Source organism: Enterococcus sp. AZ128 (genome assembly GCF_051714485.1).
Taxonomy (GTDB): Bacteria; Bacillota; Bacilli; order Lactobacillales; family Enterococcaceae; genus Enterococcus_A.
In genome coordinates this window covers 874,895-888,820 of the sequence record NZ_JBIORZ010000001.1, presented here as the reverse complement: position 1 = coordinate 888,820, position 13,926 = coordinate 874,895, and the positions used below count along the sequence as shown (strand labels likewise).

Genomic DNA, 13,926 nt, shown 5'->3' with positions numbered 1-13,926 from the left:
GAAACTAAAAAAAGAAGTGTAAAACCAAAATGGTTTTACGCTTCTTTTTGTTCTTCTGTTGCTGCTGTCTCCTCTGGTTTATCTGGGAATACGACAGTAAACGTGGTGCCTTTATCCAGCTCACTCTCTACCTCGATCGTCCCATTGTGCAGACGTACTAATTCCTGCACGATCGACAAACCTAATCCCGACTCGCCATATTTTGTATTTTTTCGAGACGGGTCTGCTTTGTAATAACGATCCCAAATATTCTTCACTTGGTCTTCTGTCATTCCAATCCCCGTATCAGAGATTTGGATTTCTATTGCCTTTTCCAGCTTTTTGATCGCTACGGTAATCGTTCCATCTTTAGTAAACTGAATCGCATTTTGAATCAAATTTACGACGACTTGAACGAAACGGTCATAATCGGCATACACATTAATCGGTTCCTCTGTTTGCAAAATCAGTTGATCATTTGAAGCCTCGGCTTTTGCCTGCAACTGCGAAACCACTGTAGATAATGCTTCAGTGGCATTGAATTTTTGCAAAAGAATAGTAATTTGATTCGTTCGAATCTTTTCATAATCCAGATTCTCATTCACCAAGCGAATCAGACGCGATGTTTCATTTTGCATCAGTTTGATTGCTTTTTCTTTTTGGTTTTCCGGAATCGCATTATACTGCATTCCTTCCAACAGACCGTTGATAGTTGTTAAAGGCGTGCGCATTTCGTGAGAAGCATCCGCCATAAATTGTTTTCGTCGTTCCTCTTGCCGTTCGATCTCATCCTGCGATTCCTTCAACGAAATGGTCATCTTATTGAAGTCTTCTGCCAAATCATCAAATTCGTCACGATTTCGATTAGGCACAATAACATCGAAATTTCCCATCGCAACTTCTTTCGTAGCTGAACGCATTCGATTGATCCGCTTCACTTGCTGAGTTGCAAAGAAATAGCTGACGATAATCGCAACGATCGAGGCAATGATAAACGCCTTGAACAAGTCTGTCACGATCGAATTGACACTAGTCTCAACATTCATTGCTGGCTGACTAACTAGTAGTACACCAAAGAAAGATTCCTTTATGAAAAAGGGAACCATGGCATAGGAGGTCGTTTGATTCTCCCCCCAAACATTTTTCGAACTTGTTTCTTTTTGCTGCTGCCCAGCCTTTAGTGCCTGCCATTGCTTATCACTGACTAAATTTTTATTAACTTCTCCAGTTTTTTCTGGATACTGAACATTCCTGTCCTTATCAAGGAAAACAAACGAAACGCCCTGCTGATTCAAGCTAGACTCGGTGACACCTATCGCAAATTGAAAAATCTCATTGCTGGACATCCCTTCAAAACGGATATCCCTGCTCAAAGAAACATTGTTTTTTTCCATGGATTCCGCATAACCGAGTAATTCTTTATAGTTATTATCCTCCAAGGTCTTACGCGTAAACTGAGTAAAAGACAGTCCTAAAGTCAATAGAATTAGCAAAATCAACCCGCCAAAAGCCAGCAATTGTTGATAAAGGTATTTCATCGACCAACCTCGGTATCGTCAAACTTATAACCGACGCCCCAAACTGTTTGGATCACTTGTGAGCCGACCTTTTCAATTTTTTGACGTAATTTTTTGATATGAGCATCAACTGTCCGCTCATCACCAAAATATTGATAGTCCCAAACCAATTCTAACAACTGTTCACGGGTAAATACTTGGCGCGGTTTTTTCGCCATCGTATACAACAGATCAAATTCCTTCGGTGTCAGCCCTTCAATTGTCTTGCCATCCAAGTATGCCTCACGCGTTTTTAGATTCATCTTGAAGTGATCTGTTTGGATATCAAAACTGGCATTGTCAACGACGCCATCTTTTTGCGGTTCGGAAGTCAGTTCGCTCCGACGATGCAAGGCTTTGATCCGCGCTATCAAGGTCAACGGTGAAAAAGGTTTCGTCACATAATCATCCGCGCCCATTTCCAGTCCGATAACTTGATCACTTTCAGAGTCTCTGGCCGTCAACATAATAATCGGTACTGTTTTAGAAATTTTGCGGATTTCTCGCCCTACTTCCATTCCATCCATGCTAGGCAAATTCAGATCAAGCGTGATCATGTCCCACTTTTCTGGGTCAGCCTTAAAGGCCGCTAGCCCTTCTTTGCCGTCGTATTCAAATTCCGCTTCCCAGCCTTCATTCAAGAAAAACATTTGCATCATTTCAGAAACGGACTCATTGTCTTCAATCATTAAAATATTCATACTTTAACCCCCTGGTATCATCTGATTCTCATTCTAAGTATACTCTATTTCATTTTATTCAACCATTACCTTACCCGTATCTTCACCAACAATTTGTTTTTTTTTCAATTTTTCAAGCTTAAGCGACTAAATCTTCATTATTCATTTACATCTTTGCTTTTTTTATAACAAGATGGTATACTTTTTTCTGCACCAAATTATTTACTAAGGGGACGTTACGGATTCGACAGGCATGGTTCGAGCCTGAATTGCGCTTCGTAGGTTACGGCTACGTAAAAACGTTACAGTTAATATAACTGCTAAAAACAATAATAACACTTACGCTTTAGCTGCCTAAAAACAGTTAGCGTAGATCCTCTTGGTATCGCCCATGTGCTCAAGTAAGGGTCTCAAAATTAGTGGGATACATTTCAACTTTCCGTCTGCAAGTTGAAAAAGAGATCATCAGACTAGCAATGTTCGAGGCCTGTCATGCGGCAGAGGACAAAGCGAAATTTAAATAGTATGACTATGAGCGTAGATTTTTGGGTAATCGGAGTGTTTGGACGCGGGTTCGACTCCCGCCGTCTCCATTAAGTAGTTTTTACTTGTTTTCACTGGATAGCACACACCTTTTAAATCTTGATTTAATCATATTTTTATATGATTATGTTTTTCCTGGTTTTTACACAAAAATCCAACATGGCATTCAATATGGCATTCAAATTGACACCCTCCACAACCAACTAAGGCTGTAGAGGGTGTTTGCTTTATTTAATGTCGTGATACCAGCGAGTTTCCGTGAAGTCTTGAAAGCCACCAGCCGTGTTTCCTTTCGAATCATTTGTAGCACGCATAAGCACAATAACTGAATGTCCTTTAAACGAGTCCAGATCAAACTCTGTTTTGAAACCTACTTGATCAGTAGAAAGTCCGAATGCTTTTTTTACGTCAGGACGTGCAATTGGCTTCACTTCTTTTCTTGCTAACTCCTTGTTTTTCACACGATCAATGATGATAATAAACTCATGATTGGAAACTGTAGTGTGCCAACCTTCTACTACTAGTTTACTACCGACCGGTCCAAATCTATCTAAGTGAGCTTTATTTTGTGGGAACTTTGAATCTTGAAGAATCGAGTATCCTCCGCCAGCCGTCGTTGGATCTACTGAAGGCTTTGGGGATACCGGAGTGCTTGGGTTGGGCGAACTATCAGATGACTTGATTCCAGCGTATGCATCCCACGTTTTCTTATCGCCATAAAATACATTCAAATCTAATCGGCCACTCCAACCGGTCAACCTACCATTTGATGTGTACTGATACATCACTGTAGATTTCCAGTAAGGAGAAGCTGGAGGATTGGGCTGAGAGTACCCTTGTTGTGCATCAGACCCGTAGTTAGCCACCCACAAACCATAATCAGCATTCGCAATGCTGCTAAAGTTGTAGCTATTTAGGACGGCCGTGTACGTGTAAAATAATGGTTTCACTCCAGTCTTATTTTGGACATAATCTAACCAAGCTTTCGCCCATGCGACATCACCTTTATTGTCAGACTCCCAGTCCAAAACCAGAATGGCCTTTCCGATATATCCCTGAACGTTCTTCAAGAAAAACTCGGCTTCTTGTTGTGCTGTTCCTTGAAAGCCCAGCTCATGCGCATAATGATACACAGCAACTTTCTTCCCGCTTTTGATTGCTTGTTGGAAAGCTCGATCGCAATCAGGATTCACATAGCCGGTACCCCCGGTCGCCTTAATAATGACAAAATCTGCTGCTACACCATTGGCTCCAATGTTAATCCCTGTTTGCCAACTTGCAATATCAATTCCATTTAATACCATTATTCATCTTCCTTTCTTGGTTCTGAGTATTTCAAAGCTTTCGCGCTATCAGAGTACCCGCTTGTTGTGGGATCAGCTGTGATCCCAAGGAATGCTAACAAAGCAAACAAGGCATTGATGACTGCCAATACCTTGTCTCCATAAGAAGACAAGTCTAAGGTGTAGCCAAAAGATGCTGCAACTGCTTGAATCAGCAAAATGACTAAAGGAACTACTCCTACCCAAAATGCTTTTGACTTAATTCTTACTTTCCAATTTATGCTCATTTTATTTATTCCTTTCTTTGTATAGATTTTTGAGCTGTTGCGTATGCTCAACCAATTTCTCGTTATGACGATCGAGACGTTCATCGTGATTCTGCAACTCGTCATGAATGTTCGTACGATCTTCTTTACTCGCTTGTAAATCACGATTCAATAAATCTAAGCTGTGTGTCATCTTTGTCAGGTTCTCACTGATTTTATTAAAACTGTTCATAATAGGTCGAATAACAGTTACTACAGCAACGCCAATGACGGTAATCCATTCAATCCATCTAACTAATAAACCCATGTCTAGCACTTGACTACCCCTTCCTCTCTCAAAATAAAAAGCACACCCGTAAGTGTGCTAATAAGTAAATGTTCTGTTTGACGATCGACCAAAGCCTAATATCGAAACGCTTTTGCTGTCAGTGTCTATCTGAATCACTCGAAATGCATCTTCATTTACCGTTCCAGCTAATGAGTCTGCAGAAGTATCACACCATGCATTTCTACAAATAATGTTGTTGAAATTTTCAGTTTTTACAATCCCATCCCAATGCTCATGACCGCAAAAATGTCCAACGAAGTTACTTTGTTGTCTATTGGAGTAATCGACTGAGAAATTAACACTATAATCTGTCATCGTGCTGACAATATCAGCTTTTGATCGATTGATAAATGACTTGATTATTAAAGCCATTTGCTCAAAATTCCGTTTCAATCTATCCTCTGTAGCTGTTGTCCAACGGATTGGAAAATGACCAAAAGTAACAACATGATAATCATCTGGACATTCACCCAACGCTTTTTCTGCAATCCACTTTAGTTGTTCTTGCTGAAAACCGGCGTTTCTCCATGTCGGGTATTTTATCGCCCCATCTGAGTCTAGTATGTTCTCTGGGTTATCTAATGTATCAACCCAGATCACCCGAATCTTTTTATTTGGATAATCCTTGTATCCATAGAGACTATCTCCATTTCGTACTTCACCGAAATTTGATTCCTTCGTTCGATAGAGCTTTTTAAAATCCTCTTTGGATATTATGTCATTGGGTAAAACTTTACCGTTTTGAGCATAAGGCTGAATACCACCTGAATCATGATTTCCTCTTACTATAAATCTGTCACTATCTGGAAAAGCTGTCCAGAAGTAATTGCAGTACCTAACAGTATCAGATAGATTGGTTTCATAACTATAGTTACCCCCATCACCATTGTCCCCACCAGAAACTACTAAATCCAACTTTGAAGACAAACTAAGAATGTTATTTAAGTTTTCCAATCCCAGCCAGCTGTTAGCTTTGCCAACACCCCACACATAGTGTGCATCTGTTGTAAAACCAATAGCTATTTTGTTTGGGTCAATTGAACCCTTTAGCTGGTTTAGAGCGGATTGATAATAACTTCTAGGCTGAGAACCCGAGGGGTTAACTGGGAAAATTATCTGCAGTTACATATACAAGTGTACATCGATACTCATAATCAGTTGACGTATCAGCATCCATAATCGCTGCCCAACCATTTGCATTAGCATAAATCGTTCCACCTATATGCCTTGCACTTGTTTGCGTGACCCGTTGCGAAACGCTACCTAAAACTTGCGGAACATAACCAGTAGGGATACTTACTACCGTTTTCCATGCGATTGCTGACTTTGGAATAAATTTAAGTCCACATACCACTAAATTTCCAATTCTCCAATATTCGGCTGTGCCGTTCTTAATATCAGTTGTTTCGGCAATAGTATCTTTCCTGTAGCCCATCCCTTGATCAATCATAAGTGGCAAACCATTGACAGTTGGAGTATCGGTAAAATTTTTAACTCCTTCTACATCTTCGTCACCAGTTTTACCTACAAACTTACCTTTTACCCATGCAGATATCGATTGAACAACTCGAAGTGGTGTCATGAATTTATTTGAAGAAGAACCCGTTTCAGCTTCTTCTTGTGTTGCTACACCATAGTTTTCAACTGACCCAAGTCCAACTTGCGTCTTTGTGACAGCATGTGGATTATTTCTAGCGTCAGTATGCTCTTTTAAAGATTCTTTTGTCGCTAATGGTTCCACCTCGGAATCCACATACTCTTTTTTGGCGAAACCCGAAGTTTCCAAAACACTTAGCGGGTTCAATGAGATCGTTAGTTGAACTCCAGCGTAGTCTACATCAATCAGTGAGCTAGTAACACCGTTTGAACTATCTGAATATATCAAAATGTTTAATTCTCCAGCAGAATTTATGAAATTGCTGTCGTTGATGTCAATCTTGAAGTCTTCATAGTCTAAGGCTGTTTCTTGAATTTGCGTTGAATAGCTATCAGTTGATTCCAGAAATGCCGCAACTTTCAACACTTTATTATTTGGCGAGCTTGCTTTTGCACGAATAGATAAACTGAAAGAAACAAAATTATCTTTAATAAATTTAACAGCCTCTCCTACATCAAGACCGCTAAAAATGTTTGGTGCCAATTGTTTAACTGTTTCTAGAATATTAAAATATCCGCGCTGTTGGGGAATAACTCCGTTTTGAGTTGTTCCAGTAGAAACACCCGAATCGTCACGACCTGCAAGTTTATTGTAATTATCTTGGCTCATTTCATTCCAAGTGGCAGACGGTTTTTTTAGACTTGTTGCCGTGTAATCCGAATAGGCAGCATGAGGGTTACTAGAAGTATTACCTGCTGTTTTCCCTGAAAAATCCATCATTTTTGGTGTGTTTATGGGTCCGCTAAACATTTGCACAGCATCAGCAGTTGTCATACGTTCACTAAAATCTTTTGTCAGGCGCGATTGTAGCGTTGTTTGCTTAATACCTTGAGTGTCGGTACGTGCCTGAACAATTTCAGGGTTGCTATCTCCTGATTCAGCTACTAAATCTTGAAATTCATTTTCTAACGCATCAAATTCCTGTTTGTTTTGATTTGCACGGCTCAGCGCTTGGTTGGCTGTATTTACTGCAGTAGTTGAATCTGCAACGGCTTTATCAGCTTTTACATTTGCCTGCGCTCCAGCATCAGTAGCAATTTGTTTGGCTTCATTTCCAGCATCAGACGCAATCTTTTTTGCATCAATAACGCCTTTTTCAAGAGTCTCTTTGTAACCATCCACTTTATCTGAAGACTCATTCGCCAAATCAATAGCCGCATTAATCTTAATGCGCCCCTGGTTTAGCGTATCAGTTTCTTTAATTTGATCTGCCATTCTTAAAACTCACCTCTATTCTTCAACAACTGATTCAATCGTCATTTTCTGTTCAATACGATTTCCAAGCAAAATAAAAGAACTTTCTTGATTATTAGAAAGTTCTTCAAAGATGCTGACGATGGTTTTCTCTGTCTCTTCAGTAAATTCATCACCGTTAATTTTCTTTACTTTAATTTTCATCTTGTACTACTCCCTCCGATATATCAAAGACTTCAATCGCACAAACGGTTATCGGCTTAACCGTTAAACTGTCAGTTAGTTCGACAAATTTCTTTGAGTTGGAATTTTTCTCGACCTTACTTTTCAATTGTTTTAAATCTTCTAACTCTCCAAATACTTTCAGCTCGACTCCATTTTCTAAAACAAATTGCAATGCATGCATTAAAATTGACCTCCTAATTGACTTTGAATAAATACGCGACATGTTACTTGTGCTTCGATACGGGCTAATTTATTGGGTTTGATTTTTATTGTGTGGTTGCCACGCTGGATTTTTCCACTAGATGTTTTTTTCAAATAATCCACCAAGTTCAAGCGATCCTGACTCGTTTCATGTTTTGGTAAGGTAGTCCCATCAACAATAATATCAACGCTCGAAGCTGATTCACTTGCTTGAAAAATGCCCCATTCCAATGGGTGCGTATGTTCAGGTAAAACCACATTGTGTTTATGACTTGGAATATTAACAGTATGCGTATGATTTGGTATTTGCACAGTATGTGTGTGATTTGGTATCGAAACATTATGAGAGTGTGAAGGTATACTTGTGTTATGTGTATGAGCAGGTATGTTCACGTTGTGACTATGATTATCCGCAGCACTTGCCGTTCGAAATGTCGAACCAGCACCTTCTGAGTAAAGTGTCCCTCCGCCTCCACCTCTTAGTACAAGCTTTGTTCCAGATGGTGCAGGACCAGGCATTACATTAAACATTACGTGATCATGGCTACCATTTGCACTACTTGTTTGCGTTGAACCTCCACCAGCACTACTAGTTTGTGTCGAACCACCACCATATGTACTAGTTTGCGTTGATGATCCACCATTACTGCTTGTTGCTCGACTTGCACCACCAGCTGAGCTTGTTTGAGTGGATTGTCCTCCAGACTCGCTAGTGATCGTTTTTGAACCACCGCCTTTTACTGCTTTTGTATATCCACGGTAACGTTTTGTTTTGAATGTTAACTCCACTGTATTCACATGAAAAACATCGTCATCCAAATAGAATTCGATCTCTGCCGGATAAGCTGATTCGCAATTATCTTGATATGAGTAATTCAGAATATTTGTTGCGCCCTGCGAATAAGTTTCGTTTATTTGTTGCTTCCGATTTAAATCGGCCATCGTAGTATTAATGTCATCTTTCAAATTTCCAAGTTCCAAACTGATTGCCTGTGGTGCGCCAAAAACATCAGATTTGGTTTCTTTTTTTATCCTTAGGTTGAAAGACCCATACTCATTTGTGTTGATCATTACTACGGTGCCTTGTCGCAACTTATCAATCTCTAAAGGCGTATCTGTCAGCTTAATCAAATCTGCTGCGGAAACTTTCCAAGTCACTTTTGGAACTGACCATTTCAACAACATATTCACCGCGTTGTCTTTTAAAGCTTGCGGAATTGTAAATCGTTGATCCACCCAAACATACTCAATTAGCCCATATTTTTTAATAGACTCTGCATCTTCAACATAAGGTATATTATTATTGACTGAATTGATATTAAGTTGGTTTATCCCCTCGCCAGCTCCAAGTGGATAAACACGATTAACCAAATTATTCGGGTCTGTTTCTATTTCAAACCCTTCCATGTTATATCCTTCCTGAATACGACAAATTGGTTCTGTTGGTGGCTTAACAAGTGATAATTCAAATGGATAAACTCGTGTATTCCATTGCCAAATATAGTCTTCGTCAAATGCTTGAGGAATAGAAAACAATGCATCTGCAAGGCCATTCTCATTTTCCCAGGCATAACTAAAATATCGAATAAACTCATTTTTTTTGAGAACCCAATGTTTCGTTTTTTGCTTACCAAGAACATAATTAATAACATCGGTAGTAGTTCTATTAACTAATTCGTGATAACCAAAAAGGACGCTATCTAATAGCGTCCCTAAAACATGCATTGCTGTGTATTTAATTGAATAGTTAGTTTTATCCTTTTGTATCGTTGAAGGCATAATTCGATACAAACCAATATATTCTCCTTCGTTGTCGGTCAGTTCGACATATTGTAATGCTTGAATCATTGGGTTTTTTGTATCATATAGCGGCATCGAAAAATCAATAGTACCAATGTTATTCTCGATTTTTTCGTAACTCACATCGTAAGCATTTTCTAAGATTGCTGTATACTCACGACTGAGATTCATCGTCATTAACAAGTAATCAGCCTCCTATAAATATCGATTTGAGTATTTTATTGTTAGTTCAAAGTCCCCATCTTTACCCGACACATAAAGTGGTTCTGATGGGTAAATATAAAAGTCATTCATAGGTCGGATCATAGGATTGCCATTTTTTGTAATATTAAACGTTTGGGTATCTATTTCAATCATGGAATTATCAAAATCACCTAGATCGATCGTATCGCTACGAGTTCGAATTTGAACGTCTCTCCCCATACCTTCAATGATAATAGCGGGTTTAACTTTCAGCCCTTCGACTGTCGGATAAATTTCATATGGCTGTGCCTCTTTACCAGCATCACCCATCAAATACCCCTGATGTTGAAAGGTAATCAAATCTGAACCCCAATAAGCGCCGCCTTCAAACATGATCGGTAGTTTCACAGCACCCGATCCGGTATTCCCTAGTAAATAGTTAGCTTGAAAAGTAATAATTTCAGATCCCCACATCACACTCGTTGCATCTGACTTCGTGTACTTATACGGATCTCCACAGACAATTGATACTGAACCTGTAGCCCAATAACGGCCTGATTCAACTTGATCTATCGTTGCTTTGGTTCCTTTAAAAAGCATTTCAGGTTCATCATTAAACCAAATTGGAACTTCTTTTTCTGTGAACAAAGCTATATTTAATTTATTGAACTTGTCTCTAAAGGACACTTCATTTTCTGCTTTTATAAAATATTTCACCGTTAATTCTCTTGATGGAATGCGATTGTATATGTGTCGTTCTCCGTCTCGGATTCCTAACTGAGCATATTCGTTGCTTGTCTCAAAAAGCTCACGCCCTTCAACATCAAGTGTCTGATAGCCTAGTATTATCGACTCCAAAAAAGAGCCATTTATATTCATGGCTCTTGCTGGCAATCTATTTCCATTTTCTAGTATCATTTGAAAACACCCCGCAAACCACGCCGAATGTCCGCTTTTTGTTGACGCTTGAATAAGGCCTCTGCAATTTTATCGATGTCAGCATCTTCTCTTACAATGAATGTTGCGCCGTCCATCATTCCTCGATTATCGATCGTAACTGAAGTGTCGCTTGATTCACCGCCAACCTGTCTTGCGCTAATGCTTTGTGCGTCGATCGTTGCAGCTGCGAAAGACAATTGGGAATCAAACGAATCATCTGAAAACACTGTCGGGTCGATACCATCAGAAATGATACTTTGGATTTCATCAGCCATTGTGGACACCGTGCTTTTTACGTTAGCAAAGCGATTTTCAAGACCTTTGTTCAATCCATCCATGATCGCATTACCTGCCGGAATCAATAATTTACGGTCATAAGTAATTGGCCCTTTGTGATCCTTGATCCAATCCGCAATACCCCCAACAAAGTTTTTGACATCTTCATATTTTTGTTTCAGACCATTCAAAAATCCTTCGATGATCGCTTGTCCTGCTGCGAATAAATCAATCTGAGATAAAGAGTCAAACACACCCTTGACCGTATCAATAGCATTTGAAATCGTGTTCTTCATGCTATCCATAACGTTTGAGATTGTACCTATGATTCCATTGAAAACACTGGAAACAATTTGTTTGATTCCTTCCCAAACTTGTGACCAGTCGCCCTTGATTGCCCCAGTAATCACTTTTATTATCCCTTGTACGACACCCATAACAGTTTGAATGACAATACTTATCTGATTAAAAATTGTGGTGATCGTTGATAGAAGATTATTTACCACTCCAGAAATGACTGCTTGAATAGCATTCCAAACTGCAGTAGTAAATGCAGTGATCGTTGACCCCCATGTACTCCAAAAGGCTTGAACGTTCGTCAATACAGTTTGAATCACTAATTGAATCAAACCTAGAACGGATTTAATAGTCGTCACAATTGAATTCCAAATCGTTTGAGCTGTTGTTAGAAATGATTGTTGATTTGCATTCCACCATGCAGTAACTTGACCCCAAATGCTTTGGATAAAGCCGGCTATTCCAGAAATTAGCGGATTCAGCAACTCGGAAATCGCAGTCCATATTTGAATTACTGCTTCCTTGAATCCTTCATTCGTATTCCATAAGTAAATGAATGCCGCTGTTAATGCACCGACTGCAATTGCAATCACTCCAACTGGTCCAAGTAATGTCGTGAATACCGTGATCAATCCTTTAATTCCAAGATTGGATAATGCAAGAAAGACCGTTTTAAGGGTTCCTGCTACGGCAGATAGTTTACTGAAAATTGACGCCACACCAACAACAGCTTTGAATGCACCAAAACCAGCAACTAACGCTGTGACCGCTACTCCTAAGCCTTTCATAACTCCTTCATTAGCCCTGACCCAATCAATCATTTTTTGAAGCGCTGGAACAACCGTATTCATGACTACTTCCATGACTGCAGCGCTCAAATCCCAAAAGATTTGTAATACTTTATCAAGGATTGGTACAACAAATTCCACTAGACCATCGAAGGCCATTCGGAAAACATCAATCGCTAATGGGATCGCATAAGATAAGACAGTTGTAATCCCAACCGCCCAAGTTCTAATAATCCCGCCTAGTTTAGTAAAGATAGGTTCTAAAGAGACTAAAAGGCTTCTAAAAGAATCGTCTAACTCTGTCAATCGATCCTTCACCTGGTATCCAAGATTCTTGATGTTTGATAATACAAAACCAAATGCAGTCGTTAAATTAGCAATCAGACCGTTAAATACGGATGGCAAGCCAACTGAACCAAACATGCTAGCAAAAGCTTCTTTTACATATGGAATTGATGCTTTGATCAATGAGACAATTGCACCAGGCAAAGCTTTAAAAATATTGACCACCATTGGAATGAAATTACCAACAAAGAATGTTGACGTCGTCTCGGCTAACGCATTCAATGACGGTTGAATATCTTGACCTAGCGCCATTTTCCCAAGAAAGTTTGAAGCCGCTGCTTTCATTGCTGCAAATGATCCGCTAAACGTTTCGGATGCTTCTTTCGCTGTTGTACCTGTAATGTCTAAATTCTCTTGAATTGCATGGATGGCGTTGTACACGTCACTTAAATTATTGATGTCATACTTAACACCAGTGAGCTTTTCAGCATCTGCTAAAAGTCGTTCCATTTCGGTTTTTGTACCGCCGTACCCAAGCTTCAAGTTATCCAACATGGTATAGTTTTGCTTCGCAAAACCTTGATAGGCATTTTGAATATCGCCCATGTTCGTACCCATTTTGTTGGCATTGTCCGACATGTCAATCATAGCCATGTTTGCAACATCAGCAGCCTTTTCGGTGTCACCACCAACTGACTGCAGCAAACTTGCACTAAAACTCGTCACGTTTTCCATGTAGTCATTTGCAGACAACCCCGATGTTCGATAAGCTTCATCCGCATATTTTTTTACTTTATCTGCACTGCCTTTAAACAGTGTTTCAATACCTCCAAGTGATTGTTGAAGATTAGCGCCTTCGGTTAGAGCCATTCCGATTGATTTGCCAATTGCTGCAGTAGCAATCACACCTTTAACGACTGAAACCAATTTTCCTGCTAAATTGTTCCCGGCGCTTGTGCCTGCGGCAGATGCTTCCGGGTCTAACTGATTTCTAATCGCGCCGCTAATTCCCTTTGCAGATGGAACAATCTGAACATAAGCCTGACCTAAATCCGTTGCCATTAATCTTCACCTCCGCTAGCTACTTGACTAAGTAGCTCTTTTCTTCTTTGTTCGAAGTCCTCGCCTGAATTAAATACGACCGTTTCTCTTGGTTTCGATTCCGTCTGATTCAACGCGTCTAAAATCATTGCTGGACGGTTCTTCCCTTTTTGGCCATCCTTTGACTTAGTCCATAAAAGGACGCTAATTTTGTCAGACAACCCAGCTAAAAGAAGTGTTTCCATCGGTACTGCTTGATTGTTCAATCGCATTTTGATTCTCGAATCTTCATTCAAACCACAAGAAAAGACAGCAACCGTCAGAGCCGGTAGCTGCCTATAGTCGTATATTTGATAAGTCTCGGCCAGATCACAAATCAATGCATCTTCATCGAGCTTGATCATT

General features: G+C 39.7%; 13 protein-coding genes and 1 other RNA gene. 1 reads left to right on the top strand and 13 read right to left on the bottom strand.

Annotated features, from left to right (window positions below; all coding sequences use genetic code 11):
- Positions 1-35: 35 nt before the first annotated feature.
- Positions 36-1,517 (bottom strand): ATP-binding protein, encoded by a 1,482-nt coding sequence (locus IGI38_RS04425; RefSeq protein ID WP_438727195.1) that lies wholly within the window; start codon positions 1,515-1,517, stop codon positions 36-38.
- The gene (locus tag IGI38_RS04420; RefSeq protein WP_438727193.1) at positions 1,514-2,236 is read right to left on the bottom strand and encodes a winged helix-turn-helix domain-containing protein; all 723 of its coding nucleotides are present in this window, start codon (positions 2,234-2,236) and stop codon (positions 1,514-1,516) included. Before IGI38_RS04420 ends, IGI38_RS04425 begins: the two co-directional genes overlap by 4 nt.
- Before the next feature lie 208 nt (positions 2,237-2,444).
- On the opposite strand from IGI38_RS04420, the gene ssrA reads away from it, so the two are divergent.
- Positions 2,445-2,811: a transfer-messenger RNA gene (ssrA, locus tag IGI38_RS04415) on the top strand.
- A 174-nt stretch (positions 2,812-2,985) separates the two neighbouring features.
- Here the strand turns inward: ssrA and IGI38_RS04410 are convergent.
- The 11 genes from IGI38_RS04410 to IGI38_RS04360 all read right to left on the bottom strand — a co-directional run bounded on the left by IGI38_RS04410 (position 2,986) and on the right by IGI38_RS04360 (position 13,925).
- Complete coding sequence (locus IGI38_RS04410) at positions 2,986-4,062, bottom strand: GH25 family lysozyme (protein WP_438727191.1); 1,077 nt, start codon at positions 4,060-4,062, stop codon at positions 2,986-2,988.
- Complete coding sequence (locus IGI38_RS04405) at positions 4,062-4,328, bottom strand: phage holin (RefSeq protein ID WP_438727189.1); 267 nt, start codon at positions 4,326-4,328, stop codon at positions 4,062-4,064. The genes IGI38_RS04410 and IGI38_RS04405 overlap by 1 nt, the downstream gene beginning before the upstream one ends.
- 1 nt (position 4,329) lies before the next feature.
- On the bottom strand, positions 4,330-4,614 hold the full coding sequence (locus IGI38_RS04400; RefSeq protein WP_438730301.1) for a hypothetical protein: 285 nt from the start codon (positions 4,612-4,614) through the stop codon (positions 4,330-4,332).
- A gap of 57 nt (positions 4,615-4,671) precedes the next feature.
- The gene (locus IGI38_RS04395) at positions 4,672-5,652 is read right to left on the bottom strand and encodes a metallophosphoesterase (RefSeq protein ID WP_438730298.1); all 981 of its coding nucleotides are present in this window, start codon (positions 5,650-5,652) and stop codon (positions 4,672-4,674) included.
- Positions 5,653-5,734: 82 nt separating this feature from the next.
- Positions 5,735-7,507, bottom strand: coding sequence for a hypothetical protein (locus tag IGI38_RS04390; RefSeq protein WP_438727187.1), 1,773 nt, complete (start codon positions 7,505-7,507; stop codon positions 5,735-5,737).
- A 15-nt stretch (positions 7,508-7,522) separates the two neighbouring features.
- On the bottom strand, positions 7,523-7,690 hold the full coding sequence (locus IGI38_RS04385) for a phosphoribosyl-ATP diphosphatase (RefSeq protein WP_438727185.1): 168 nt from the start codon (positions 7,688-7,690) through the stop codon (positions 7,523-7,525).
- Positions 7,680-7,892 (bottom strand): hypothetical protein, encoded by a 213-nt coding sequence (locus tag IGI38_RS04380; protein ID WP_438727183.1) that lies wholly within the window; start codon positions 7,890-7,892, stop codon positions 7,680-7,682. Before IGI38_RS04380 ends, IGI38_RS04385 begins: the two co-directional genes overlap by 11 nt.
- Positions 7,892-9,895, bottom strand: coding sequence for a phage tail spike protein (locus IGI38_RS04375; RefSeq protein WP_438727180.1), 2,004 nt, complete (start codon positions 9,893-9,895; stop codon positions 7,892-7,894). Before IGI38_RS04375 ends, IGI38_RS04380 begins: the two co-directional genes overlap by 1 nt.
- Positions 9,896-9,907: 12 nt before the next feature.
- Positions 9,908-10,813 carry a distal tail protein Dit gene (locus tag IGI38_RS04370; protein WP_438727177.1) on the bottom strand — a complete coding sequence of 302 codons (906 nt, stop codon included), beginning with the start codon at positions 10,811-10,813 and terminating at the stop codon, positions 9,908-9,910.
- Positions 10,810-13,542 (bottom strand): hypothetical protein, encoded by a 2,733-nt coding sequence (locus IGI38_RS04365; RefSeq protein ID WP_438727175.1) that lies wholly within the window; start codon positions 13,540-13,542, stop codon positions 10,810-10,812. The genes IGI38_RS04370 and IGI38_RS04365 overlap by 4 nt, the downstream gene beginning before the upstream one ends.
- Positions 13,542-13,925 carry a DUF5361 domain-containing protein gene (locus IGI38_RS04360; protein ID WP_438727173.1) on the bottom strand — a complete coding sequence of 128 codons (384 nt, stop codon included), beginning with the start codon at positions 13,923-13,925 and terminating at the stop codon, positions 13,542-13,544. Before IGI38_RS04360 ends, IGI38_RS04365 begins: the two co-directional genes overlap by 1 nt.
- Between the last annotated feature and the right edge of the window lies 1 nt (position 13,926).

What these genes read in the sequence shown, in the direction of transcription:
- IGI38_RS04425 (WP_438727195.1), bottom strand. Translation starts at nt 1,517, where the DNA reads ATGAAATACCTTTATCAACAATTGCTGGCTTTTGGCGGGTTGATTTTG.
- IGI38_RS04420 (WP_438727193.1), bottom strand. Translation starts at nt 2,236, where the DNA reads ATGAATATTTTAATGATTGAAGACAATGAGTCCGTTTCTGAAATGATG.
- IGI38_RS04410 (WP_438727191.1), bottom strand. Translation starts at nt 4,062, where the DNA reads ATGGTATTAAATGGAATTGATATTGCAAGTTGGCAAACAGGGATTAAC.
- IGI38_RS04405 (WP_438727189.1), bottom strand. Translation starts at nt 4,328, where the DNA reads ATGAGCATAAATTGGAAAGTAAGAATTAAGTCAAAAGCATTTTGGGTA.
- IGI38_RS04400 (WP_438730301.1), bottom strand. Translation starts at nt 4,614, where the DNA reads ATGGGTTTATTAGTTAGATGGATTGAATGGATTACCGTCATTGGCGTT.
- IGI38_RS04390 (WP_438727187.1), bottom strand. Translation starts at nt 7,507, where the DNA reads ATGGCAGATCAAATTAAAGAAACTGATACGCTAAACCAGGGGCGCATT.
- IGI38_RS04385 (WP_438727185.1), bottom strand. Translation starts at nt 7,690, where the DNA reads ATGAAAATTAAAGTAAAGAAAATTAACGGTGATGAATTTACTGAAGAG.
- IGI38_RS04380 (WP_438727183.1), bottom strand. Translation starts at nt 7,892, where the DNA reads ATGCATGCATTGCAATTTGTTTTAGAAAATGGAGTCGAGCTGAAAGTA.
- IGI38_RS04370 (WP_438727177.1), bottom strand. Translation starts at nt 10,813, where the DNA reads ATGATACTAGAAAATGGAAATAGATTGCCAGCAAGAGCCATGAATATA.
- IGI38_RS04365 (WP_438727175.1), bottom strand. Translation starts at nt 13,542, where the DNA reads ATGGCAACGGATTTAGGTCAGGCTTATGTTCAGATTGTTCCATCTGCA.
- IGI38_RS04360 (WP_438727173.1), bottom strand. Translation starts at nt 13,925, where the DNA reads ATGATCAAGCTCGATGAAGATGCATTGATTTGTGATCTGGCCGAGACT.